The organism is Cohnella luojiensis (assembly GCF_004564235.1).
Taxonomy (GTDB): Bacteria; Bacillota; Bacilli; order Paenibacillales; family Paenibacillaceae; genus Cohnella; species Cohnella luojiensis.
This window is the reverse complement of the sequence record NZ_SOMN01000019.1, coordinates 62,082-87,624: the sequence shown is the minus strand read 5'-3', so window position 1 is coordinate 87,624 and position 25,543 is coordinate 62,082. Positions and strand designations below refer to the sequence as shown.

Sequence of the window (25,543 nt, the reverse complement as noted above, 5' to 3'; positions counted from 1 at the left end):
GCATATTTCAGGTGGAGTCACCACCAAGCTGATAGCCAAATCCGTAAATGGTCTTAACATACTTGGGGTTTTCGGCGTCATCCTCCAGCTTCTTTCTTAACCGCATGATGGTCATATCCACGCTGCGGCTGTCACCCAAATAGTCATAGCCCCACACGATCTCTAGAAGTTCATCCCTTGTAAATATTTTTCCGGGCCTTTTAAGCAGCGTTTCCAGAATTTTAAATTCTTTGGCTGTCAGAGAAACCGGAGTTCCGTTCTTCAGCACCACTTTTGTTTCCAGATCAAACGCCAGTTCTCCATAATTCATCTGTTTGTCTTCGCTGTATCTTTTCTGATCGCTGTTCTCATATCTTCTTAGTACAACTTTGATTCTTGCAATGAGTTCCCGGTTATCAAAAGGCTTGGTAAGATAATCTTCCGCCCCAAGCTCAAGTCCTAACACTTTATCTATAATTTCATTCTTCGCCGATAACATAATCACAGGGATCGCTTGTTTCTTGGTAATTTCCTTGCACAGATCATAGCCAGAATAGTCCGGCAGCATTAAATCCAGTAAAACCAAGTCCGGCTTAAAGGAATCCAACTCCTTGAGTCCCGTACCGCCATTTTCCGCTGTCAGCACCAGAAAGTTTTCCCTTTTGAGCACAAGCTCAATTAAGTCTCTGATGGCCTCTTCATCATCAATTACGAGAATCTTTTTCACTCGATCCCTCCTCCCACAAGTATGGTTATTCGTTTATCGCCTGCCAAATGTCCTGTTCATTCCTTTACTCCAATGGCTAGAATCGGTGTAAAAAGGAAGTTATCATCACGAGTGCAAGCAACGAAGTTGGAGAAGATACAGCATTGTTGCCGGCCGAGCGTACGCTTTATTTATTATCCAATCTGGGCTTACTTATGATACGGTTCCCCCCGGTTAATCCGAAAAGCCCGATAGATCTGCTCCACTAATACAAGCCGCATAAGCTGATGAGGATAAGTCAGCCTGCCGAAGGACAGCTTCTTATCGGCCCGCTTCAACACAGGATCGGACAAGCCTAGCGATCCGCCTATGACGAAGGCCACGTGGCTTTTGCCGTAGGTACCGAGCTTGTCGAGATGCCCGGCAAGCTCTTCCGAAGACCAGAGCTCCCCGCCGATGGCAAGAGCAACGACATGTGCGTCGTCTTTGATCTGAGCGAGGATACGATCGCCTTCGCGGCCGACGACTTGGCGTTCTTCCGCTGCACTTAGAACCTCCGGCGCTTTTTCGTCGGCTACCTCGGTGAGGGTAATTTTCGCATAGGGTCCTAGGCGCTTTACGTATTCAGCAATCCCTTGGACGAGGTAGGATTCCTTTAACTTGCCTACGCTGACGATCTGAATGTGCATGAAATTTACTGGCTCCCAGAACTAATGATATTCTGAACGCGTCCGACCTGACCGTCTTGCAGCCTAACCTTGATCCCATGCGGATGCTGCGGCGAGTTCGTGAGCAGATCCTTCACGATACCTCGCGTTGTTTTCCCCGTACGCTGATCTTGCTTCAATACGATATCGACCTCAAGTCCAGGCTTAACGTCGCTGCGAATTTTTCCGTTACCTGCCATTGCGTTCTTCAACTCCTGCTTCCAATCATGTTTGTAACCTTATCGTACCACAACGACGAATCAAGCAAAAACCCGACCGGATCTCCAATCCGCACGGCCATCAGTTCATTACCTTTAAAAATATCTCACAAGAGGTGCGGAAATGTCCGATAAAATAGATCGTAGGCAAGCCCGAACGAAGCAGCTCCTTCATCAAGCGCTTATGAGCCTCATCAAACAGAACGGCGTGGACTGCGTAATGCACTGGCTCGAATCCGGGATGAATCTGACTCCTCGCCAGATGGGCACCCTCATGACGCAGATCATCAATCATGGACCGATTATTGCGCCAGGGCTGAGAGAAAATCCACTCAATCATTAACGCCAATTTCTTCTACATGATTACTATTTATGAGGTAAAATAGTGAAACCATCATCATTTCGTCAAATTACACCCAGGAGCGACGCTACATGACCCTGCCATCCATCACATCTACCCGTTCCTATTCAGCTCCGGCTAGCATCTGGACCATCTTGATCTGCACGACCGTGATTCTGGGAAGCCTGCTCGGCTTGTTCACGAATGTCTATAAGAAACAACTTACGAAGGAAATCTATAGAGACGCCGCCTACCAGCTGACCGCGAATGCCTCCGCTCTCGCGTCTGCAATCGATAGCAGACTCTTACTCTCAAATGGTTTAAAAGCCTTCGTAGTCAACGAACTTTCGCATAACGATGAGATCAACCCCGCCTATTTTGATACCTTCGCAACTCAATTCATGGGTCAGATAGAGGGGATTCGCAACTTCTCCATCTATCCTAACGGAATAGCGAAATACGTTTACCCGTCCGTCGGCAACGAGAAAATTCTCGGCTTAAATGTTTTCACCGCCAAAGACCCGTCCGTCCGCAAGAATGCCCAGAGAGCCCAACTCACCGACGACATCACGGTGCTAGGTCCTCGCGAACTGGCGCAAGGCGGTGTCGGGCTAATGTCCAGGCAATCCATCTATATAGATAACCGGTTCTGGGGCTTCGTCTCCGTCGTACTCGATATTACCCCGATCCTGCAGGAAGCCGATTTGTTCAATGCGTACAAAGGGATCGACTTTGCCGTGAGGGGTAATGGCCGGCATCTCTTGGGGGATCCCAAGCTATTCGATTCCCCGAAGCTTCTGGAAGAGGTTGAATTGATGGAAGGCTATTGGGAAATTGCCGCGGTACCACGGAAAGTCTTCCTGGACTCCGTTCATTCGAAGATTAAAGTCATACAACTGATCTGCGCCTTTTCCCTGCTCATGATTCTTTATTTCCTGTATGTCCAGCTTACTCAGAAAGCCAAGCTTCAGAGCTTGGTGAATGTACGTACAAACAATCTGGAACAAGCGGAAGAAGAACTGCGAGGACAACTGAATCTTCTGGAAAATAAGGAGCAAGCCGTCCGGTACATGGCTTATCACGACGCCGTTACAGGCTTGTACAATCGGACGTATTTCAACGAACATCTGGGGAACCTCATTGAAAAGAGCAAGGAATCCGGGCTAACGTTAGCGGTTCTGTACCTAGACTTGGATCATTTCAAATCGATTAACGATACGCTTGGACACATCTATGGCGATATTCTCCTGAAGGAAGTAGGCCAAAGATTATCTTGGGCGTTGAATGGCGGCGAATCGATCTCCCGCATCGGCGGCGATGAATTTACGATTATCGTGCCGAACGTCGTTTCTTCGGATCAAGCTAGAGACATCGCTATTCAGGTTCGTGAATTATTCCAACAGCCCTTCCTGCTGAAGGATACGGAATATTTCGTAACGACCAGCATCGGCGTAGCGCTCTACCCGGATAATGGCGAGGATGACATCACGCTGATGCGAAATGCAGACCTCGCCATGTACCGTGCGAAGGAAGAGGGAAAGAACCAATACCGGTTCTTCGACGGAACGATGTTTCCTGACGCCAAAGAGACGATGGAGATCAAGAACAGCCTTCGCCGCGCTCTGGAACGGGACGAGTTTCTTATCCACTACCAGCCGCAAGTTGACGTTCCATCCGGTAGAATCATCGGTCTCGAGGCTCTAATTCGCTGGAACCATCCCATGCGGGGCTTGATTCCGCCGAGCAGCTTCATTCCGATCGCAGAAGATTCGGGACTGATCGTCCCGATTGGCGAACGGGTTCTTCAGATGGTGTGCGCGCAGAGCAAAGCCTGGCGGCAAGCCGGTTTCCCGCCGATTCGCATTGCCGTCAACCTATCGGCAAGACAATTCGGTCAGAAGGATTTGACGGAAAGAATCAAGCAGATCGTAGAGGACAACCAATTGGATCCGGGAGATATCGAGCTGGAAATCACGGAGAACATGGCCATGAAGGATGACAAACAAGCTACCCTTCAAGAGCTGCGGGACATGGGCTTCAAGATCTCCATCGATGATTTCGGAACCCAATATTCCTCTCTCGCATATCTAAAGAAACTGCCCGTCGACAAAATCAAGATAGATCGTTCCTTCATCAACGGAATTTCCCGCGATCATAAAGACGAAGCGATCATTTTGGCCATGCTGCTTATCGCGGACCGCCTAAATCTATCTATCATAGCGGAAGGCGTGGAAACGAGCGAGCAGTTATCCTTTCTTCAGGATAACCAGTGCCATGAAATTCAAGGGTTTATCTTCCACAAGCCTCAGCCTGCCGAAATGATCGAGCAGCTGCTGCACAAGCAATCGGCTATTGTGAAGGGACAAGCATAAACGGCTGTCGCCGTCCTTGGGATGGCGGCATAGGTTTATGTCGGAGACGATTCAGAAATGAATAGCGTAATTCTATACATTCTAAATCGTTGAAAAAAGTCTTCAAGACCGCCGCATCGGGCGTGATCTTGAAGACTTTTGTTTGTTTTATCTGCCGCGCGAAGCGCCGCGACCGCCGCTCCGGCCACCGCCGGAAGGTCCTCCCGGACCTTTGAAGCCGCCTTTGCCGCCGCCGCTCCTCGGTCCGGACGAGCGACCGCCTTTGGAGAAACCGCCGCTTGCGCCAGCTCCTCCGGAGGAACGGCCAAAACCGCCGCCGCCACGACTGTCGCCGCGCTCGGCCCTAGCATTGTCGGCCGCGCGTTCCGCCATCCGTTCGGCGGAATTCCGCCTGCTCGTACCGCCGCCCGCGCTAGGACGACCCGCTCCGCGTTCATCCGCCGCAGCACGACCGAAACCCGCTCCCGAACGACCGCCGCGCTCATCCGCGGACTTGCGCCCGCCGAACCCGCCGGCTCTGCCGGCACCGCCAGCACCCGCCGGCCGGCCAAAACCGCCGCGAGCGCCTGCAGGCTTGCGCCCCGTGCCAGCTCCCGCGCTTCTGCCCCCGCGCGCTCCGCGCTCGCCGTCGAACGAGAACCCGATCGCCTCGTCCGAAGCCTCGGCGCTCGCTGAAGACCGACCGCCGCGCCCAGCGCTTACCGCTTCGCGGCTCTGCCCGCGATCCACCCACTCGCCCGTGCTCGAGCGGTTGCCCGAGCCCGGCTTCGCCACTGCGCCGCGCCGCTTATCGCCGCCGCGCCCACTGCCTGCTCCCGCGCCATACGGCTTGTCGCCTCCACGCGCCGCACCGCCGCTGCGACTCTTAGCCTGCCCTGCGCCGCCGCCACGGGCCGACCGACCGCCGCCGCTTCCGCCGCGTCCAAGCCCTCCCGTGCTGCGCGGACCTTCCAGTCCTCCGCCGCCAAGCTTCGCGCCTTCTTCGCTTCTGCGCTCCATCGCCATCTGGATGCCGTTCTCGATGTCCGCAAGCTCCCGGCGATCCTTCGGCGCGATCAAAGTAATCGCTAACCCTTTTTCGCCCGCGCGTCCTGTCCGTCCGATCCGGTGAATGTAGCTCTCCACGTCTTCCGGTACGTCATAATTGAACACGTGAGTAACGCCTTCCACATCCAACCCGCGCGCGGCAATGTCCGTCGCGACAAGCAACTGGAGACGCGCATCGCGGAATCGCTTCATAACTTGCTCGCGCTTCGCCTGCGACAAGTCGCCATGCAGCTCGTCCGAGGAATAACCCAATTCTTGCAACGCCACGTTGAGCGCATTCGCCCGGCGCTTCGTCCTGCAGAAAATAATGCTCAAGTAAGGCTGCGTCACTTCCAATAACTTCACTAGCGTATCTTGCTTCGCCCGATCCGATGTCTCGACGACCCACTGACGAATGTCCTTCACGGTTACTCTCTCGGCTTTCACCGTAACATGCTGCGGATTGCGAAGGATGCGCCCCGCCATTTCCCGGATCGAGGCCGGCATCGTAGCCGAGAACAGCATCGCTTGCTTCTTATAAGGCGTCTGGTGCAGAATCTCTTCGACTTCTTTAAGGAAGCCCATGTGAAGCATCTGATCCGCCTCGTCCAAGACGAGCATTTTCACGCCGCCAAGCGTGATCGTTTCCCGCCGAATGTGGTCGAGCAGCCTGCCCGGTGTAGCCACCACCAGATGGATGCTGCCTTTCAGCTTGAATAGCTGTGCTTCCACGTCTTGTCCGCCATATACGGCAAGCACTTTGATCCCGTCTTCCGGCGTAAGCAGCTTCTTGATCTCCGCCGTAATCTGTATCGCAAGCTCCCGCGTAGGCGTTACGATTAGCCCCTGCACGTAAGGCTGGTCCGTCTTGATTTTGTCCAGCATCGGCAGCACGAACGCCAATGTTTTACCCGTACCCGTCTGCGCTTGGCTGATTACGTCATGCCCGGCGATCACGATCGGAATCGTTTCCTCCTGCACCGGCGTCGGCGTTACGATCCCCATCGCTTTCAGTATCGCTGCCCGTCCTTCTGACACGCCTAATTCCGCAAAGTCCGTCATTTAAACCACTCCATCCTCTAATCCCTAACTCATTGGCTTCCCAAACCAAACCCATCTTATCCATCCGATTCTTTAGCCATTACCCTCTATCCTACCACATCCGGGCCTTCCGCATGTAACTTCCGCGCGAATCCGCGCAAAAGAACCCGAATCGGCCGAGTCCCAAAGGAACTATAGAGCACCCATGTGCTTCCTCGTTCGAGTTAGTCGAACTAATTGGGCGCTGAGAGTCACTCATGTGTATCGTAGTTCGAGTTAGTCGAATTATTACACTCGAGCACCCGCTGCCACACGCCAAAAAAACCCCTTACTCCCCCCAACGGGGGAAGTAAGCGGGAATCCGCGCGTATAAAGCGACCGCCTTCGACCATCCTAGTGACAGGAGGTGAAATGAGCAATGGCTAAGGATGTACTCTGCGAAGTGAATTCCTGCAAGTATTGGGCGCCTGGGAACGCCTGCAACGCCTCTTCGATCTATGTCGTCAACAACCGCAACAAGCAAGCCTCCCATTCGGAGGAAACAGACTGCAAGACGTTCGAACCGAAAATCTAGGGAACGCAAGCTCGTGCGTACCTGCAAGGCAAAGGGCATCCGTCGGGGATGCCTTTTGTCTAATAACCGCCTTTTGTCTTGCTCTAACTGCCGCTAATAGCACATCGCGCTCGTTCCCTTGTATTGTAACCAAAATGAGAATTATTATCACTAAATTGTCAAATCATCTCATTCAACTACGTCGAACCTTCCAACATATATCTTATCCATTGGCCCATGGGAGCGAACGTCAACTTTTGCAAGTGAATAATGGAGCCCGAAGGCAAACGAAACATTTGGGCAACGGTCATATAGAAGCACCAACCAACCAGTCCGGTATACCAGACCATCTCCCGTTTCAAGCCTTTCTTTCGAATTGAGCGCAAACCAACCCATAGGAGGATCACATACGCGATAATGCAGAAGATTACGCTCTCCATGTTTTATCCTCCTCTAGTTATTCTCCGTGATCGATTTGAACGATTTTTTGCTTAGCCCCATTCTTTTTATCGTGATTTTTACATGCGGATCGATTTTCACCTGCACGAAGGATGCCGGCCAATCCTTCTTCAGCTGCTTCCATTGCTTCGGATATTTGCGATGGATGACGTCGGCAAAACCTAAGATATCCGTTTGCAGGTTCTTCGTCGCGTTCCAGGATGTCTTGATCATATCTTTCACTTTGATTTCAAGTTGCTTCTCCATTTCTTTGATGACTTCCGGCTTATTTAAATCCAGATCGCAATTGGTCTCAAGAAGCATCCCCTCGCCTTTGACCGCGATTTCCATCGCGTAATGATCTCCGGATTTACGGGGCGTTACCTTCGTGGAGGAATGGTTGAGTCTGAAGGCGGAACTTTCCTTCCTATCCTGCGAATGACAAGGAAACGAGAACGTCGTGGCATTTATTTCGTCGCGCATGAATGCGACCCCCATGGCTTCGTTTCTCGTCAACCAACCGATCATTTTATCTCCCCTGATCACCGCCAATCTGCCTAATCTAAGCTTGGATGTAAGAGACGTCCTATTCATCGCGTCCACCGATGTGACCCCCGGAGAACCGGATACGAGGATCTCGGGCAATACGGCGCTGTGGGCCGGACTTACGATTCCCATCGCGAGATCGTATATCCTGACATTCGGCAGTGCAGAGAAGTCGGCTGCTTCCCTCCTCATCATTTCCTCGATCCCATCCCCCGGGATGATCTGAATTTGCATCAATTGCTCAAGAATCTTCCGTGCGTTCCCCTCCGCGATTAACACGCTTACCGTTTCCCTGGAATCCGGATTTCGAAAATAGACGTCCATAAGGGGGCCTAGACCTTGCTTGGCGGCAATATTGCTTACGACAATGACGCGAGTATGCGAGAAGAACAGCTTGCGCGGGCTTTCGAGCGAACTATGCCACACCGCATCGCGGATCGTTTTGCCTTTCGTGGAATAGACGATAACCGGTAATTTAGAAGCCCCTTCCCCAACGGCTGACATCGCTGCCGATATGGCAGAAGGGATAACGACCTGGTAGGAAACGACCCATTGCCCATCCTCCCAATCGATCGCCGTGGCCGATGTGATCGCAAGCTCGTTAAGCTCCGTCCGGTCCCAACAGCCAGTCGTTACTAAGCACATTCCGATAGATAAGAGGAATACCCGCGCTATTCTCCGCATCATGATCCTCCCGACCCCAGATTGTTGCGTCCCTTCCACCGCAACCCTATCCATAACGCGAAAGGCAGCAACGCATTAACCAAGAACAAAAAAGGAAACGACGTGAATTCTTGGTGCTCGCTGATGGACGCGTTACTAGGCCATGAATAGATGGCGGTCAGCAGCACGAGAACACCGAGCACGATAAGGAAGGGCTTCTCGAAGCGAATCCTGAATAAATGAACGATGCAGTGGACCGTTCCGAAGAAGAAAATGCAAAGCTTCATATACATCGTTGCGATCCATATGCAAATAAACAAAATGTCTATCCTTTCCAAGAAGATCTCCGTTATCGCGAACGTAGGGTAGGAAAGCATCTTGGGCAACTCCGGTCCGAATACAAACAGCACCAGCAGCACGATTACGAGCAACTGCCCTCCGGCGATGGTAACTCCCAGAACTCCAATCGCCCGAGAGTGACCGGGTTTATTCAAATAAGGGGAAAGAAGCAGAAGAAAAGCCGCTTCGGAGAACCATCCATACGGAGGAAGCCCCCCTTGAATGATCCGCGATATTCCGGATTCCGCTATGGGAAATAAATACTTCAAATCAATTTGATTTAATTGCAGAACAACATATATTGCAAGAAAATGAATCGCTCCCATAAATACGATAATGCTAATGCGTGCGATGACTTCGATTCCATGCGAAACCGCATAGATTACGACTATCAACGATACCGCGGCAAGGACAATGACGGGGGTTTTCGTAAGAAACTGCTCGGAAATAAAGTTAACGGACTCTCTCAGTATGGACGCCGTAGTGGCTAAGTAGTACTGCGCCAAGAGGATTCCGGTAATGATACTGACCGTTCTACCCAACTTATTCTCCAGTAATGTCAGGAAGGGCACTCCCGGATTCCGCATGCAGATGGAACCGAACAGCAGAGCCAGAACGACGCCGAAAACCCAAGCTAAGACAATCGAAATCCAAGCATCCTGTGAAGCGGCTCCGATGGCAATAGAGGGTACAACTAAAACGGCCGTAGGCATTATAGATTGCACCACGAGAATGATCGCTTGGAGTGTGGATATCTTTTGCTTTTGCTCCATCTGCATGAGCGCAACTCCTAAGTATCCGAATTGGGGCCGGGAGGAGCCGGCTTCTGTCCTTTGCCTTGTCTCGTTATGTTATTCTTCGATGCCATCGTCGGCGGGCGCTTCTTCATCGCCCACTGCGGGACGCGGATGAACGTATCTTTCCAATTGGTCCAAATAAACGGAGATAACGGGGCTAGATAGGGCACGCCGAATGACCTAAGTCCGGCGAGATGAATTAAGATCACCATCATTCCCGACATGATTCCGAACAGACCAAGCGTTCCGCCCAATATCATCATGACGAAGCGGATGAGCCTTGCGGCGATGGCCATGTTAATCGCGGGAATGACGAAGTTGGCAATCGCGGTGAACGATACGACAATGACCATAGCGGCGGAGACCAGTCCCGCTTGCACGGCCGCTTGCCCCAACACGAGCGCTCCAACGATGGATATCGCGGGGCCGATCACCCTCGGCATGCGCACCCCCGCTTCGCGCAACACCTCGAACGTAATCTCCATGAGCAATGCCTCGACGATAGCGGGGAAAGGCACGCCTTCGCGTTGCGCCGCTAAGCTGATGAGCAAAGGCGTCGGAAGCATCTCTTGATGGAAAGTCGAGATCGCTATGAACAATGAGGGTAACAACATAGAGATGAAGAACGATACGTAGCGAATGATTCGCAAGAAGGTAGCGATATCGTACCGTTGATAGAAATCCTCGCTGGATTGGAAAAACCGTACGAACGTGACCGGCGCAAGAAGCACGAATGGGGTTCCGTCCACGATGATCGCAATTTGACCTTCAAGTATTCCCGCAGCCGCAGCGTCCGGCCTCTCCGTGTTCTCTATGGTCGGGAACGGGGTCATGTTCGCGTCTTGAATGAACTCCTCGATATACGCGCTCTCCAGAATGCTATCCGTATCGATGCGATTCAGCCTAGTTCGAATTTCCTCGACGATCTTATCTTTGGCGATTCCTTTTAGGAACATGATCCCGACGTGCGTCTTTGTTTGTTTGCCTATTTGCCTTAGCTCTACCCTTAGTTCGGTGGATTTGATGCGTCTTCGCATTAAGGATATATTCGTCTTGATATTCTCCGTGAAGCTTTCCTTTGGCCCGCGGATAACGGTTTGCGAGCTGGGCTCCTCAATCGATCGATATTCCCCGCCATAGGTGTTAGCCGCCAGAGCAACCGTACAGCCTTGCAGGAAGACGAGCGTACAGCCTTCAAGGAGCTGATTCACCGCTTCATCCATCGAATGCAATTCTTTCACTTGTCCGACGGATAACACCTTGTTTTTAATAATTTTCAGCCACTCCGACGACGATGACGGTGACGTTTGTTCGCCTATTTCCGTCATTAGGGGGTGCAGGATCATCTGATTGACCGTCTGTTGATCGATTAAGTCGTAGATATATACGAAGGCAACGCCGTCCAAGCCCGTAGAATCATCGTTAATTTTCCGAACGACGATGTCGGAGCTCGTTCCGAGCACGGTTTGAATCATACGGAGATTATCCGCGATTTCGGTCGATACGAGAGACTTCGAATCCTTGGAGCTTGAGTCCTGGGTGCTCTTTGTCGCGTCACGTTTATCATTTTGAGCGGCGTTGTTGCGACTTTGGCTGCCTCTTTTCCTTTTTCCGCTTAAAAAAGGGATTTTCCAAGGTTTCAGGGGGGTCTCCTCCTCTGGATATAGGTTTAAGACGGCGGAGATTTGCTTCCCTGAAGGCGAGATTTAAGGATTACGGCCAACAGCAGGAAGACCGGGATACCGATTTGAAAAATCGGAAAATGGAATTTCAGATTCTTCTCGAACCCGAACCAAATATGCTGCATATAGCTTCTGAACATTAACGAACCCATGAAGATGAGCAGGCCAACGGGGATAACGGCCTTCCGACGATTCATTCGGAACACTTGGGTGAATACTAGCGTCGTCCCGAAGAAGTAAGCGGTCATCTTCATGAACACGCCGGCAAATAGCAACAAGGCCACGACAGGGTCTAATCGTTCAACGAAATTGGCAAATTGCACGAGATTAACGACTTGCATGAGAGGAACGACGCTGATACCCGATAACGTTCCTAAGCTGCCGATGATAACGATATTGGTCAAAGTAATGAAAGTGCCTGCGAACAAAAAGCTGAACAAGGTTGTTCTCGTCGTGCGGGCGCTCGGGCTGGCATGCTTCCAGAACATCAGGAACAACACCATCTCCCCGAAAGGAAAAGAAATCAGTTCCGGAATCGCGGCGTCCGCTACCTTCTTCAAGCCGTCATCTAGTATCGGCAGCAAGCGTTGATAATCAAAGATGCCCGTACAATAAATCATAAAGAACAGAACGATATAGACAATGATAATGATGGGAAGCAAGATTTCTGCGATGCGCGCGAACACCTCGATTCCCTGGCAGATGGCATATCCGGCTACGGCCAAGAAGACGAACATAATAAACCATAATGGCGTCGTCGGCAGCAGGTATAGAATCATCAGATCGCTAAACTCGCGGACATTTCTGACCGCTTTGTATCCAAAGTAGACGACGTATGTTACCCCGAAGAGGCTCCCGGCCACCTTGCCGAATGTTCCGGTAAAGATCTCGGCGAGGTTCTTATCAGGCGTCTTACGGTAGATCGGCAACGTTACCGCGATGAGTACCGCCATCCCGCACAACATTCCGATGAAGACAGACAACCACGCATCCGTGCCCGCTTCGCTAGCGAGAAGAAACAATGGGGAGCTTCCGATCTGGAACAGGATAATCAAGGAGGCCAATTGAGATTGGCTGATTCTTTCCATTAGGCCACCTCATTGGAATAAATGATAATCTTGTAGTTAATATTTCCAGCAGCTCCGAAATCATGCGCGTCCGCGAAGACAACAAAAATAGAGGCTGCCCATTGATCTCTCGACTCAGGGACAACCTCCTATTATAAGTTCGGTAAATCCTAACTGCGGTGAGCAATTAGTTAGACCAACTCAAACTACGGCGCACCTAAGCCACTCCCATCACCCAATTTGTTAGACTAACTCAAATTACTGCACTCCTAAGCCGCTCACTTCTATTGAACAAAAAGAGGGAGAACCCGGCGGCATCCGCCGCGAGTTCTCCCTCTTTTAATTAAGCTACGGTTACCGCAGAACCCTGCTGCAGCTGGTACATGGCGTAGTACTTGCCGCCTTGCTCCATCAGCTCGTCGTGGTTGCCGCGCTCCGTGATCCGGCCCCGGTCGAGCACGAGAATCTGATCGGCCGCCCGGATGGTCGATAGCCTATGGGCAATGACGAACGTCGTCCGCCCGCGCTTCAGCACGTCGAGCGCGCCTTGGATGATCGCTTCCGTCTCCGTGTCGATGCTCGCCGTCGCTTCGTCGAGAATCAAGATCGCCGGATCGAACGCCAGCGCCCGAGCGAACGAGATTAGCTGCCTCTGTCCCGCGGACAACGTGCTTCCCTTCTCGATCACCGGTTCATCCAGTCCGCCCGGCAGCTGCATGAACATGGCGTAAGCGCCCACGTCGCGAAGCGCCTGCTCCACCTTTTCCCGGGAAATGGACGGATCGTCTAAGCTAACATTGGAAGCGATCGTTCCCGTGAACAGGAACGGATCCTGCAACACGATGCCCATGTGCTGGCGGAGCTCCTGCTTCGTCATCTCCCGAACGTCGATTCCGTCCACCGTGATGGCTCCCCGCTCTACATCATAGAAGCGGAATAACAGGTTCAAGATCGAGCTTTTGCCGGAGCCCGTATGTCCGACCAGAGCAACCGTCTCTCCTTGTCTCGCGCGGAAAGTGATGTTCTTCAGCACATCCTCGCCCGGCTTGTAGCCGAAGGTTACATCCTCGAAGCTCACGTTTCCTTTGTACCGCTCCATACGGCTGTCGGACACCTCGATGCCGGGCTCGTCAAGCAGCGTGAACACCCGCTCCGCCGATACCCGCGCTACCTCCAGATTCGACAACTGGTTCACGATCCCGACGATCGGATGCATCATCCGGTTCATGTAGTCGATGAAAGCGTACAGGACGCCCACCGTTACTGCCGCGCCCAGCCAATCGCCCGCGAACATCCATACGACCGCGATGAACAATACGTTCCGGAACACGTTAACCAAGTTATGCGAGGTGACGGAATTCAAGGTAAGAAGCTTGTTCTGGTACTTAAAATACTCGTCGTTCATCTCGTGGAACTCATCCATCGTTTCCTTCTCTTTGCGGAAAGCCTGAATGATCGGCATCCCTTGGATCGACTCGTTGATCATGCCGTTAATATCGCTCAAGCGAGAACGAATGACATGGTTGTATTTGGCCGCGAACTTGCGATAGACGATGATCCACACGTACAGAATCGGGATCAACGGCAGCGCGATAAGCGCCAGGTTCGTATCGAGCAAGAACAACGCGCCGACGATCGCCGCGATATAGATGATCCCGGAGAAAAAGTTGGCGAGAACCGATACGTACAATTCCCTTATCGCTTCCGTATCGTTTGTCACCCTGGCTACGACTTTACCCGCAGGCAGGTTATCGAAATACTGCACCGGGAGCCGTTGAATGTGCCGGAAGACGTCGTTGCGCATCTTGCGGACGATCCGGTTCGCGGTTACTTGCAGCAGCAGTCTCTGCCAGTAAGCGAGCACCGCGCCGATCAATAACAATCCGACGTAACTGATCGCTAGGAGGAAAATACTGCGGAATTCCGGTTTGTAGAATTCATACGTATCGCCTAACGATAACCGGGTTGCGGGAAACAATTGCTTGCTCCCGTCCTCCCCCACGATAGATAGTTGACCGTCTCCGAATGTCCGTTTGCCGGTATCCGGGACGCCGTCCGCGTCGACGAAGTAATAGTTTCTTCCGGACTGCAGAACGCGTACTTCGCGCCCCTTCGCCTCTCCTGCCGCGAAGTGGTCCTCTCTCTTGTACCAGCCGCCATCATATGCGACCGCATACTTCTCGTTTTGCTCCGTATCGTACCAAGGCTTCTCGATACCCATAATGTTCGTATCGATCATCCGCTTGGCAAGGAACGGACCGATTAGCTCAACGCCTACCGCCATTAATAGCAGCACAAGCGCCAGCAGTATCGGTTTTTTGTAATTCAATGCATATTGAAACAATCGTTTGCCGTTATTACCCATGAATAATGTCACCTACGCTTCTTCTTTGACTCTTGCAAAAGGCTCATTCCCGCCGCGGCGAGCGGAGTTAGCAAACTTTTCTACTATCTCGGCTCCATTTGACTACGACGGGAGGAGTTAGCAAACTTTCTTTACTATCTCGGCTCCATTCGACTACGACGGTCAGAGTTAGCAAACTTTCTTTACTATCTCGGCTCCATTCGACTACGACGGTCAGAGTTAGCAAACTTTCTTTACTATCTCGGCTCCATTTGACTGCGACGGGCGGAGTTAGCAAACTTTCTTTACTATCTCGGCTCCATTTGACTGCGACGGGCGGAGTTAGCAAACTTTCTTTACTATCTCGGCTCCATTCGACTACGGCGGGAGGAGTTAGCAAACTTTCTTTACTATCTCGGCTCCATTTGACTGCGACGGGCGGAGTTAATTCGATTTATAAGCTAACTCGGCCGCCAATCTACCCATGTTCTTAAGCTTCCACGATCGAAGCTAGCTGTTGCCGATCATACTGTTCTTTATACCATCCGCCGAGCTGCAGCAGCTGTTCATGCGTGCCTTCTTCCGTGACCCGGCCTTCGTCGAGTACGATGATCCAATCCGCGTGCTGTACGGCGGTAAGGCGGTGCGTCGTGATGATCGTCGTCTTGCCTGCGCGTTCGTTGCGGATACCCTCTAGGATCTCGGTCTCCGTCTTTGCGTCTACTGCCGATAGCGCATCGTCAAGCATTAGAATCTCGGGATCGGCGATGACCGCCCTCGCGATGCTCACGCGCTGCTTCTGTCCTCCGGACAAAGCGACGCCCTTCTCGCCAACGAGCGTCTCCATACCTTCTGGAAGGAACGTGACGTCCTTGCGGAACGCGGCCAGCTCCAGAGCCCGGTTCAATCGGTCCTCCTCTTTCGCTTCGTCCGTCGTTCCGAACCAGATGTTCTCGCGGATCGTCTTGCTGAACAGAATCGGCTGTTGCGGCACGTAGCCGATCCAGCTCCGCAACCTATTCAGTTCAAGCTCGGTCAAGGGAACTCCGCCGACCGTGAGACTTCCTTCTCCCATCGGATATTCGCGCAATAGCTGCTTAAGTAAAGTCGTTTTCCCGCTTCCGGTACGTCCCACGATTCCAAGCGTCTGGCCTCTGCGAAGCGAGAACGAAATGTCCACCAGATTATCGATCGAAGAGGAAGGATATCGGAAAGTTACGCGATCGAACGCGATCGATTCCGGAACCGCCAGATCGACCGGCTCCTCGACTTCCTTCACATCCTCCTTCACGCCCAATGTTTCGTTGATTCGATCTAGAGAGGCGTTACCCCGCTGCATGATGTTGATCAGCTCGCCAATGGCGAACATCGGCCAGATCAGCATTCCGAGGAACATGTTGAACGATACCATTTCACCAAGGGTAATTTCTCCCCTGAATACGAGTACAGCGCCATAACACAATCCGATTAAGTAACTTATGCCCACCAAAATTTTCACCGTCGGCTCGAATAAAGCGTCTATCTTGGCAACTTGAATATTCTTGTTAAACACGTCGTCCGTCGAGTTACTGAATCGTTTCCGATCCGCCTGCTCCTGAACGAAAGCCCGGATGACCCGTACCCCGGATACCGATTCCAGCACCTGATCGTTCAAGCTGCCGAAGGCATCCTGGGACTTCATGAACCGGTCGTGAATCTTCTTGCCGAAGTGCTGCATGAGCAGCGCCATGATCGGCAGGGGCAGCATCGCCGCAAGCGTCAGCTTCCAGCTGATTAATCCGGCCATCACCACAAGGATCGTTGCCATGAATAAAGTCGAGTCGATGAGCGTCAAGATGCCGAAGCCGGCCGTCACCGACACCGCTCCGAGATCATTAGTGGCCCTAGCCATTAGGTCGCCAGTGCGGTTGCGCTCGTAGAACGTTGGATTCATTTTTAGCAAATGCCGCATCAGACGGGAACGAAGAAGCCGCTCCAGCACGAACGCGCCGCCGAACAGTTGATATAGCCAAACATAAGTGATGCCATACCCGACGACGGTAAGACCTATCCAGAAGAGAAGCAGCTCCGTCAGTTTAGCCGAAGTCAGCGTCTCCTGATGAATGCCGTCAATCGCCACACCGATCAGCTTAGGAGGGATAACGTCCATGATGCCCACGATGGTCAGAAGCACGATCGCAATCGCATACCGCTTCCAGTGCATTTTGAAAAACCAGCTTAATTTCTTCAATACGATAAACATATCTATATGTTCACACCCTTCTAAATGAAGAACAAAAAAGGCATACCGCCGTAAGCGATACGCCCCCAAAGGATGGTTACCCATTCCCCTGCCGCATACGGAGCTGAAGACGTCTATAAGACCGCTACAACTACCCGATGCGATAAAAAAGGCGCACGATTACGTCACCGTAACCATGCGCCTCATCAAAGCCAACTTAGAGAATCCGCCATTCTCTAGCCGTCAATGATTGTTCGCGAGAGGGTTACGACCATACCGAACAAATACCAATGCTCCGTTAACGAGCATTCTAATTCCGTCATGATCTCCGTTGCGCATGTCGTAACCCTCCTTTCCGTTCATCAAAGTATATGTGTCACTTTACCATCGCCCCCCGAAAGCTGTCAACGGGCATTTGGTAAATTTTTTAGTTCTTTTTTGTTAACGCCTCTTGCAACGGAAATAAATCCACGTTGAACTCGCTTCACTCCCGAACTTACCTAATTGCAGAAAATACATCTAATTCAGGCATAGCTTGCTCAAAACACAAACTACGTGCACAATGCTTTTGCAACTAAAATGCCTTCTCCACGCTTTTCCGTCAATATTAGTGTAGATTTTACACTTAGAATTAGCTAAGCCTCAAATAAAGCCGCAAACCCCCTCAAATAAGGAGTTCGCGGCTTTCCGATTAATCCACTTTATACGACCAACACTTCCGCCTTGTTACCGCACCACTCGCAATGCTCCGGAGGTACCCATGCCGAGAAAGTCGTCGTCTGGAGATTCACCAGATCGGGAGCATCCTCGTATTCGTCGACGAATTTATCGATCGCAAGCTCAACGTGCTCGCGGCATACACAGTACATGTTTATGTTCCCTTCTTGCCCGCTTCTACCCGGCTTAACGCTATTCTTGTTCTTCCGCTTTTTCCTCAAGCTTCACATCGAGAGTTTTTTTCTTCCCGTCGCGGTAATACGTTACTTTCAACGATTCCCCGATTTTTTTGGCGTTATACAAATATTTGCGGAGATCGATCGTGCTTTCGATCGCTTTTCCGTCAAGCGCGACGATGATGTCGTTAAACTCCAATCCCGCATCAAGCGATGGACCGACTGCTTCCAGCACGAGGACCCCTTCGGTTATGCCTTCGGGAATGACGGGCGCGGCAATCTCGAACTCCTCGCCTTCGCCCTCACCTTCAACTTCGTCTTCGGCAGGCTGTTCCCCGGCTTCCTCATCCGAGTCGTCCGCCTGAGGACTATCGAGATATAAGCCCAAATCCATCGTGTAGACGCCCATATAAGGTCTGGATACCTTGCCGTCCTCCAGCAAAGCGTTCAGGATAGGCATTGCGTCATCGATCGGGATCGCGAATCCGATGCCTTCGACTCCCATATCCGCGATCTTCATGCTGTTGATCCCGACGAGCTTGCCGTCCAAGTCGACCAGTGCCCCGCCGCTATTGCCTTGATTGATAGCCGCGTCCGTTTGGATCACTTCCTGCTCCCAATCGTAATTGCCGTCTTGATTAATCGAGACCGGTATAATCCGCTTCGTCGAAGATACGATACCTTGCGTAAGCGAATCGCCGAATCCTAACGGGTTGCCGATCGCGATGACCATCTCGCCGACCCTCAGCTTGCCGGAATCGCCGATCTCGACGACGGTATCGATCCCTTCCGCGTCCACTTGCAACACCGCGAGGTCTGTTACGATATCCAAGCCGACGATCGTTGCTTCTTTCTTATCCCCGTTAACCAGGACCGCTTCCAATTGCCCGGCATCCTGAATAACATGCGCGTTCGTGATAATGTAGGCCTTGCCGTCTTTTTTGTGGAAAATAACGCCCGACCCCATGCTCGCGTTGTACGGAATTTCGTCCTCGCCAAGCTTGCCCTCGTCATCCTGTTGCTCGAGAGCTTGATTCGTAACGTTGATGATGCTGACAACCGCCGGTCGTACTTTCTCGGAGGCGGAAATAATCCTCTCCGACGTCTCTACCAGCGCCTGACCTCCTGTCAGTGCCGGCCTGGCTTCAGGCTCCGCCTTGCCTCCGCCGTTCAGGATAATGAATAAGAATGCCACGAAAAGCGAGCTGGCAACGGAAGAAATAATGGCAATGCGGAACGTGGACCCATTGCGTGATCCCCGGAAGGGCCGAAATGGGGAGCCATCGTTGTTTCGCGAACTTCTTTTCACCCGCGTGGAATAGAAATCATCATCGAACAAGCTCATACGGTCATGCACCATCCTTCTATTAGGGAACCTAACGTCCCCCTCACCGCTGCGGGCAATCCTCTTAACCGCGATTCAGAATGCATCCTATTACTCTATCCATTTCTGAATCGTCTCCGACATAAATCTTTGCCGCCATCGCAAGAACGGCGACAGCCCTTTATGCTTATCATATCTCGTTATTCGGTTTCTATACTGCGAAACTAAAATAATAGGAATGTTTTTAAACGTTTTGACTAGAATAGTAATAGATTGAGAGAGGACAAACAAGTGTTTTCCCCTCATATTCCGCAGGTAAAGAAAGGAAGGATGTCCATGAGATCAACGGAATACGGATGGCATTTCCTTGACCTGGCTTCTCAGGTGTCGGATATGAAGCATGACCACTACAGGCAACTCCTTGCCGTCAGTACGCTCATAGAGTTGCTGGTCGAGAAAGGCCTCCTGACACCGGACGAAATCCGCGACAAGGCAGCGGAGATGGAAGCGGAACTCGACAGGCAGCTCTTGTTATAATTTTCTCATTTGACTTCTCACTTCGTCCCAGGGAGTCGGCCGGTCATGATAAGTATCGCATAGCTCGAATTCATTCTTATGATAGAAAAAGCCATTGTTCTCTAATACTGTATTCACCGTCAGTTTAGCCAAATCCATTAAATTATGCTCCTGGCTTAAATGCGCTAAGTAGACCCTTCGCAAGCTTCCCGTCAACAGGCTGCACAACGCTTCCCCGGCAGCTTCGTTGGACAGATGCCCGGTATCGCCTAATATCCGCCGCTTGATGTTCCACGGATACCTTCCCATTCGCAGCATTTCGACGTCATGATTCGACTCTAGCACCATCACGTCGGAATCCTGCAGCTGGCGCATCACCTTGTCGCTCACATAGCCGAGATCCGTGGCCAAGCTTAGCTTCGCCCCGTCCGCCTGAAAGCAGTAACCCACAGGCTCCACGGCATCGTGAGATATCGCATAGGATTCGATTCGCATATCCGCGATCTCCATCACGCCGTCGGTTGGGAGTATCCTTCGTTGGTCGTCCGAGATATCGCCGACCGTCCGCAGCATCGCTCCCCACGTCTTCTCGTTGGCATATACGGGAAGCTTATGCTTTCGAGCGAAGGCTCCCAGTCCTTTAATGTGATCGGAATGCTCATGCGTGACGAATATCGCATCCAGATTTTCTCCGGAAATCTCTCTTTCTCTCATTAATTCCTCTACCTTTTTCCCGCTGAATCCAACATCGATAAGCACCGTCGCCGAGTCCGTAGACACGACGGTCGCGTTGCCGGTTGATCCGCTGGACAATACCGTAAATCGAAGTCCCATGATTTCTTTCCTCCAAGTAAAACGGCTTCGCTGTCCATGGGACGGCTAATACGTTTGTAACGTGCTATCAGATGAGAATAAAGACATAGAAAAATATACTTTCTGATAGTTTACGGAACGAAGCTCTTATCCCGCCAATACTAACTTATTTAGGATTAACGAGAACCTCGCCTTTCTCTGTCGTCACTTCCGCGGTAATCGCATTGACGTAATACACTTCTTCGCTATTCTCCAGCAGAACCCTCCAAGAGGGGGATGATACTTGCAGTACTTCCGCTTCCGCGTCGTCGAATATTTCCCCGTGGTATCCCAGCCGAATTTCCTTGATGACCGATCCCGCCGGCAAATTTCTCTCGATGACCTTGGCCAACGCTTTAGTCGCAGGCAGTACTTGCTGCTCTTTCACGCCTGTCGTAGATTGAATCTCTACGAGATCCTGCGCGTAAGCTCTGATTTTCTGCTCGCTATAATAGAGATTCAAGTTGATGTCGAACATCGGCCATGCGCCTTCCATCCGATTTAAGACGAAGTACACGCCCTCCTTGCTTGCCGGCCAATCCAACGTATAGCTGCCAAGCTCGGGAACGACCCCGCCTAACGCGTTCGCAAGCTCTTGTTGATTAAACACGAATCTTGTTTCCGGCGTTTGCTGAATCGCTACCCGATCATTAATGCTGTCCCCGGCCCGCTGCTTGAAAATATAAGTCAATTCCCGCATAGCCGGCGTCTCCGTCGGAATCTTGGCGTTGTCGACCACTTGTATGTTATTATCGCGCATGAATTGCAACGTCTCGGGAGGGAGGGAGGTCCAGTCGACCGCCGTATTCAATCGTTCCCGCCACTCCGTCCACAATTGATATCCGAGTACGATATTCAACAGGAGGAAAGAGAAGATCAATACGCTTTTCGCACGTCTCCAGTCCATCCGCTTCTCCTCCCTTCGCGTTATTTGTTTGCGATGACCGGTCCGGAATCGGCGATAATGTTCACTTCGCCATCGGCCAGCCTAACCGCCCAGACCGGACTTAAGACTACCGTATCCTTCTTCATCGTCGGCCTGAGAGCCGGGAACAACGCCTCGATTTCCCTGCCGCCGGAATCCTTGTTCTGAATAATCTTCCTTAACTCGTCTCCGCCGGGCAGTTGCTTTAGGCTCTTGTTCGTCGTTTTGTCGCCGAGTACGACTAAAGACCGATTATACGAGGACACTCCGCCTTGCTGCATCGTGAGCTGCATGAATCCGAAGTTCATCCCGCCGCCTGACACGATAGGAACTTCCTCGTAGTATTGCTGGAACCGGATCACCGCGCAGCCCGTCTCGGTATTGGTTTCTTTCACAAACTGATGCTTGCCGTTCCATCCTCCATGTTGGTTCACGAAACTAACCGCGGCCATCACGTTATCGACCAGGTCGTTATCTCCTCCGACTGGCGCGACGGAATCGGTATACGACAACCACGATCCGTCCTGCTCTATCTTAAGCCCGCTCCCCCTGCCGTCCGTGTAGAATTTCGGTCCGGATTTGCTGTCTTGGATCGTTCTCGTGCTTCCCGGATCGAAGAACAGGTTATCTTGCATCTGCTCCGTCGTGTACCGGTCGAACGCGACCTCCATAGCTAGCAATTTCGTAATCGGTTTCTCGGGAATGTAGAGGTTGCCGTCGATCGTGTAATACGGATCCCAGTATTGTCCGAAGCCCACGTAGCCCTCAACGTCCCCGACCGTTAAATCCGCCCGTTGGGATTCGTACACGAACCTTCCGTCGGAACTGAAGAAGAACGTTCTCACTTCGTCGTTGCCTTTGGTCTTGTAGATCCAGATGCGGTCGATCGAATCCCCGAAGAACAGGAAGTCGCGATCGATCTTGAACACCCGTTGTAGCAGATCGAAAGGCACAGCCCTGCCGAAGCGAAGCTCTACCCCTTGATTCTCGCGCCTGATTTGATCCCAATCCACGGAATTCACCGTATCGCGCTGCATACCTTTGAATTCGCGGATTATCAGCTTATCAAGAATTAACTCGTAATAAGTCTTGGTACTCGGATAGAATACCGTATGTTTATCGTTACCCAAATGAATGACGAGCTGCTCGGGGAAAATCAGGTTCTTCACATCTTCTTCCGTGCCTAGCGGCTCCGTCTTTACGTAATCAAGATCCGTCTTTACTTTGGCTTCCATGTAGGGAGTACTATAAGCTAGAAAATAACTCTGAACGAGGCTAACGACCACGAGCAAGAATAGCAGTACCGATTTACCCTTCTCGATCATGCGGTCTCACTTCCTTCCGGTACGATCGGCAGCAGCACCGTAACGACGGTTCCCACGTTCGATTCGGAATCGAGCGTAATCGAACCGCCGTGCGCGCGTACGATTTCCCGGGCAATCGATAAGCCCAGTCCCGTGCCGCCCATATTACGCGAACGGGCTTTGTCCACCCGGTAGAACCGCTCGAATATCCGGTTCAAATCCTTCTTCGGAATCCCGATTCCGGTATCTTTGATAGCGATCGCCAGCTGACCCGCTTCATTGCTCTTGGCGGAAATGTCGATCGAACCGCCGTCTAGCGTATATTTAATGGCGTTGGACACGAGGTTGTCGAGCACTTGGTCGATGCCGTCCCGGTCCAGCCATGCCGTCTTCTGCTTGTTGTCGACCTTCACGGTCACGGTAATCGCCTTCTGTCGCAATTGGAACGAGAACCGGTCGACCACTTCCTCCAGCATATCGGCCAAATCCGTTTTCTGCCGGCGAAGCTGATTGCGGCGGGAATCGAATCGGGATAAGTGGAGGAGATCGGTCACAAGGCGGATCATCCGCTCGGTCTCGCTTCGGATGACGCCCACGAACCGGTCGGCGAGCGGCGGCTCGTCCAACGCCCCGTCGTCCAGCGCTTCCGCGTAGCTCTTAATGGTTGTGAGCGGCGTTCTTAGTTCATGAGAGACGTTCGCGACGAACTCCCTGCGGGATTGCTCCAGCTTCTCCATCTCGGTTACATCCTGAAGCACCGCGATCGCCCCGGCCACGCCCTTGTCCCTGCGGCGGATAGGCGTCAGGGTTACCCGGAACACAAGCTCTTCTTCCTGGTCATCCAGCACCCGGTTCAACAGAAGCGAGGATTCCTTTCCCTGAAGGGTGTCGGCGATCGGTTCCTTCTCCATATCGAGAGCTTCGGATAACGTCGTTCCATCCTTCAGTTCCGATATTCCCAGCATTCCTCTTGCCCTTCGGTTAGTCACGATGACCCGCCCAAGTTCGTCCGTGGCGAGGACGCCATCGCTCATATTGGAGAGAATGGACGCTAACTTCTCTTTCTCTTCCTCGTTAATCGATAAGGCATCGCTGAGTCGATCGGTCATGTCGTTGAAGGCCACGCTAAGCTGGCCAATCTCGTCCTTTCCGAACACGGGCACCCGCTCGTCGAACCGCCCTTCGGCGACCGCCGTCGCTTGCCGAGTAAGCGCCTTGATCGGCGATGTGATCGTCCCGGCGAGAAGAACGCCGAGAATGGCGGTCAGCCCGAGCGCGATTAAGGTCGCCGAGACGAAAATTCGGTTAATGCCTTCCATCGTCGCGTAGAGGTCCTTCATGGAGGCGACGACATAGATAGCGCCTACGATCTTGCCTTCGCTGAATACCGGCTTAGCAAGAACCTTATTGCGCGTGTTGTTTTCATCGATGATGTCTTCCTCGTTATCGCGGACGCCTTGCAGCGCGCGGCTAACGAGGAGGGAAGTATTCTTCTGGCCGATATACGATTTCTGGGTGGGATTGGAGGTAGCGAGCACCTTGCCTCCCGCATCCAGAACCTGTATCTGCGCGCCGCTGATCGTATCGAAGCCTCTGATGAGGTCGCTAAGCTTCGCTTCCAAGTCCGCTTGGGATGTCGTATCCTTATTGTCCGAAAAAAGGTTCGAAGCCGTCAAGAAAGTCAGCAGGTTCGCCTGCTTATTCAAATTATCGGTAAAGCTGTCGATCAGGGAATTCTTCATCGTGCTGATGAAGTACACCCCGATTAATTGAACCGCGATCAGGATGAGCAGCAGCACCATCGTAATCAATTTAATCTGAATGCTGCGCAACAAACGTACGCCTCTCATCCGTAATGACCGCCCGTCATTTTCGGATTACGCACCAAATAACCCAGGCCGCGCCTCGTCATAATGATCTCCGGGCGGCTAGGATCGTCTTCAAGCTTCTCCCGAAGCCGGCGGATCGTAACGTCAACCGTGCGCACGTCCCCGAAATACTCGAAGCCCCACACCGCCTGCAATAAGTGCTCGCGCGTCATTACTTTGCCGCTATTCTTGGCAAGGTAATGAACAAGCTCGAATTCCCGGTGAGTAAGATCGAGGGGCAGATTGTTCTTATAGACGACGTACATATCCGTGTCGATGAACAGATTAAACAGCTTTAAGCCCTGCCGCTCCGATTCCGGCTGCACGTCCTCGTCCGCCCTGATCGGCTCGACCTTTCTCTGGCGGCGCAGATGCGCCTTCACCCGGGCGAGCAACTCCCGCGTACCGAACGGTTTCGTCACATAGTCGTCGGCGCCGAGCTCCAGCCCAAGCACCTTGTCGATCTCGTTGTCCTTGGCCGTTAACATAATGATAGGCGTCGATAACCGCGTCCGTACTTCACGGCAGACGTCCATTCCATCCTTAATGGGGAGCATCAAGTCGAGCAGGATCAGATCCGGCTCCTCCTCGAACGCGAGGCGAACCGCCGCCTCCCCGTCAAATGCGCAGACGACCTCGTAGCCTTCTTTTTCAAGATTGAATTTAAGAATATCCGCAATCGGCCGCTCATCGTCAACGACCAGTATTTTACCCAACATTCGCGTCACCGCCTTCCGCTTCTCGGAAGCTATTCTATTGTTATCTTACCATAATGCGGTCAAGACCCCAATGGCGTTTCGTGGGAGTTCCATAGTCCCTAAT

Annotated in this window: 22 protein-coding genes; 4 read left to right on the top strand and 18 right to left on the bottom strand. The window is 52.1% G+C overall.

Annotation, left to right across the window (positions count from 1 at the left end; genetic code table 11):
* Positions 1-7: 7 nt before the first annotated feature.
* From E2980_RS14015 to E2980_RS14005, 3 genes are all read right to left on the bottom strand, one after another.
* Positions 8-706, bottom strand: coding sequence for a response regulator transcription factor (locus E2980_RS14015; RefSeq protein WP_135152804.1), 699 nt, complete (start codon positions 704-706; stop codon positions 8-10).
* A 188-nt stretch (positions 707-894) separates the two neighbouring features.
* A complete protein-coding gene (gene rlmH, locus E2980_RS14010) occupies positions 895-1,374 on the bottom strand; it encodes a 23S rRNA (pseudouridine(1915)-N(3))-methyltransferase RlmH (protein WP_135152803.1) in 480 nt (159 codons plus the stop codon).
* Between the two features lie 5 nt (positions 1,375-1,379).
* Positions 1,380-1,592: a YwbE family protein gene (locus tag E2980_RS14005; RefSeq protein ID WP_135152802.1), complete on the bottom strand. Its 213-nt coding sequence runs from the start codon at positions 1,590-1,592 to the stop codon at positions 1,380-1,382.
* 142 nt (positions 1,593-1,734) lie between these two features.
* On the opposite strand from E2980_RS14005, the gene E2980_RS14000 reads away from it, so the two are divergent.
* Together E2980_RS14000 and E2980_RS13995 are read left to right on the top strand one after the other, a co-directional pair.
* Positions 1,735-1,953 carry a TetR-like C-terminal domain-containing protein gene (locus E2980_RS14000; protein WP_135152801.1) on the top strand — a complete coding sequence of 73 codons (219 nt, stop codon included), beginning with the start codon at positions 1,735-1,737 and terminating at the stop codon, positions 1,951-1,953.
* Between the two features lie 89 nt (positions 1,954-2,042).
* Positions 2,043-4,322, top strand: a complete 2,280-nt coding sequence (locus E2980_RS13995) for a bifunctional diguanylate cyclase/phosphodiesterase (RefSeq protein ID WP_135152800.1) — start codon at positions 2,043-2,045, stop codon at positions 4,320-4,322.
* Between the two features lie 147 nt (positions 4,323-4,469).
* On the opposite strand, the gene E2980_RS13990 is transcribed toward E2980_RS13995, so the two are convergent.
* Positions 4,470-6,410 (bottom strand): DEAD/DEAH box helicase, encoded by a 1,941-nt coding sequence (locus E2980_RS13990; protein ID WP_135152799.1) that lies wholly within the window; start codon positions 6,408-6,410, stop codon positions 4,470-4,472.
* A 397-nt stretch (positions 6,411-6,807) separates the two neighbouring features.
* Here E2980_RS13990 and E2980_RS13985 point away from each other — a divergent pair, with 397 nt between their 5' ends.
* Positions 6,808-6,963, top strand: a complete 156-nt coding sequence (locus E2980_RS13985; protein WP_135152798.1) for a DUF1540 domain-containing protein — start codon at positions 6,808-6,810, stop codon at positions 6,961-6,963.
* Between the two features lie 176 nt (positions 6,964-7,139).
* On the opposite strand, the gene E2980_RS13980 is transcribed toward E2980_RS13985, so the two are convergent.
* The 9 genes from E2980_RS13980 to E2980_RS13940 all read right to left on the bottom strand — a co-directional run bounded on the left by E2980_RS13980 (position 7,140) and on the right by E2980_RS13940 (position 19,277).
* Positions 7,140-7,382, bottom strand: a complete 243-nt coding sequence (locus E2980_RS13980) for a hypothetical protein (RefSeq protein ID WP_135152797.1) — start codon at positions 7,380-7,382, stop codon at positions 7,140-7,142.
* A 13-nt stretch (positions 7,383-7,395) separates the two neighbouring features.
* Positions 7,396-8,610 (bottom strand): Ger(x)C family spore germination protein, encoded by a 1,215-nt coding sequence (locus E2980_RS13975; RefSeq protein ID WP_167747124.1) that lies wholly within the window; start codon positions 8,608-8,610, stop codon positions 7,396-7,398.
* Positions 8,610-9,707: a GerAB/ArcD/ProY family transporter gene (locus E2980_RS13970; protein WP_135152795.1), complete on the bottom strand. Its 1,098-nt coding sequence runs from the start codon at positions 9,705-9,707 to the stop codon at positions 8,610-8,612. Before E2980_RS13970 ends, E2980_RS13975 begins: the two co-directional genes overlap by 1 nt.
* An 11-nt stretch (positions 9,708-9,718) precedes the next feature.
* Positions 9,719-11,200: a spore germination protein gene (locus E2980_RS13965; RefSeq protein WP_135152794.1), complete on the bottom strand. Its 1,482-nt coding sequence runs from the start codon at positions 11,198-11,200 to the stop codon at positions 9,719-9,721.
* 194 nt (positions 11,201-11,394) lie between these two features.
* Positions 11,395-12,495, bottom strand: a complete 1,101-nt coding sequence (locus E2980_RS13960) for a GerAB/ArcD/ProY family transporter (RefSeq protein WP_135152793.1) — start codon at positions 12,493-12,495, stop codon at positions 11,395-11,397.
* A gap of 322 nt (positions 12,496-12,817) precedes the next feature.
* Positions 12,818-14,839 carry an ABC transporter ATP-binding protein gene (locus tag E2980_RS13955; RefSeq protein WP_135152792.1) on the bottom strand — a complete coding sequence of 674 codons (2,022 nt, stop codon included), beginning with the start codon at positions 14,837-14,839 and terminating at the stop codon, positions 12,818-12,820.
* Between the two features lie 469 nt (positions 14,840-15,308).
* Positions 15,309-17,060 carry an ABC transporter ATP-binding protein gene (locus E2980_RS13950; RefSeq protein WP_135152791.1) on the bottom strand — a complete coding sequence of 584 codons (1,752 nt, stop codon included), beginning with the start codon at positions 17,058-17,060 and terminating at the stop codon, positions 15,309-15,311.
* A 680-nt stretch (positions 17,061-17,740) separates the two neighbouring features.
* Positions 17,741-17,908, bottom strand: a complete 168-nt coding sequence (locus tag E2980_RS13945; RefSeq protein WP_135152790.1) for a CxxH/CxxC protein — start codon at positions 17,906-17,908, stop codon at positions 17,741-17,743.
* 40 nt (positions 17,909-17,948) lie between these two features.
* Positions 17,949-19,277, bottom strand: a complete 1,329-nt coding sequence (locus E2980_RS13940; protein ID WP_135152789.1) for a S1C family serine protease — start codon at positions 19,275-19,277, stop codon at positions 17,949-17,951.
* 315 nt (positions 19,278-19,592) lie between these two features.
* On the opposite strand from E2980_RS13940, the gene E2980_RS13935 reads away from it, so the two are divergent.
* Positions 19,593-19,793 (top strand): hypothetical protein, encoded by a 201-nt coding sequence (locus E2980_RS13935; RefSeq protein WP_135152788.1) that lies wholly within the window; start codon positions 19,593-19,595, stop codon positions 19,791-19,793.
* On the opposite strand, the gene E2980_RS13930 is transcribed toward E2980_RS13935, so the two are convergent.
* The 5 genes from E2980_RS13930 to yycF form a co-directional block, all read right to left on the bottom strand.
* Positions 19,788-20,606 carry an MBL fold metallo-hydrolase gene (locus E2980_RS13930; protein ID WP_135152787.1) on the bottom strand — a complete coding sequence of 273 codons (819 nt, stop codon included), beginning with the start codon at positions 20,604-20,606 and terminating at the stop codon, positions 19,788-19,790. The genes E2980_RS13935 and E2980_RS13930 overlap by 6 nt on opposite strands.
* Positions 20,607-20,751: 145 nt before the next feature.
* On the bottom strand, positions 20,752-21,531 hold the full coding sequence (gene yycI / locus E2980_RS13925) for a two-component system regulatory protein YycI (RefSeq protein ID WP_135152786.1): 780 nt from the start codon (positions 21,529-21,531) through the stop codon (positions 20,752-20,754).
* A gap of 20 nt (positions 21,532-21,551) precedes the next feature.
* A complete protein-coding gene (gene yycH / locus E2980_RS13920) occupies positions 21,552-22,874 on the bottom strand; it encodes a two-component system activity regulator YycH (RefSeq protein WP_135152785.1) in 1,323 nt (440 codons plus the stop codon).
* The gene (gene walK, locus E2980_RS13915) at positions 22,871-24,703 is read right to left on the bottom strand and encodes a cell wall metabolism sensor histidine kinase WalK (RefSeq protein WP_135152784.1); all 1,833 of its coding nucleotides are present in this window, start codon (positions 24,701-24,703) and stop codon (positions 22,871-22,873) included. Before walK ends, yycH begins: the two co-directional genes overlap by 4 nt.
* Positions 24,700-25,440 (bottom strand): response regulator YycF, encoded by a 741-nt coding sequence (gene yycF, locus E2980_RS13910; RefSeq protein ID WP_135152783.1) that lies wholly within the window; start codon positions 25,438-25,440, stop codon positions 24,700-24,702. The genes walK and yycF overlap by 4 nt, the downstream gene beginning before the upstream one ends.
* Positions 25,441-25,543 lie beyond the last annotated feature (103 nt).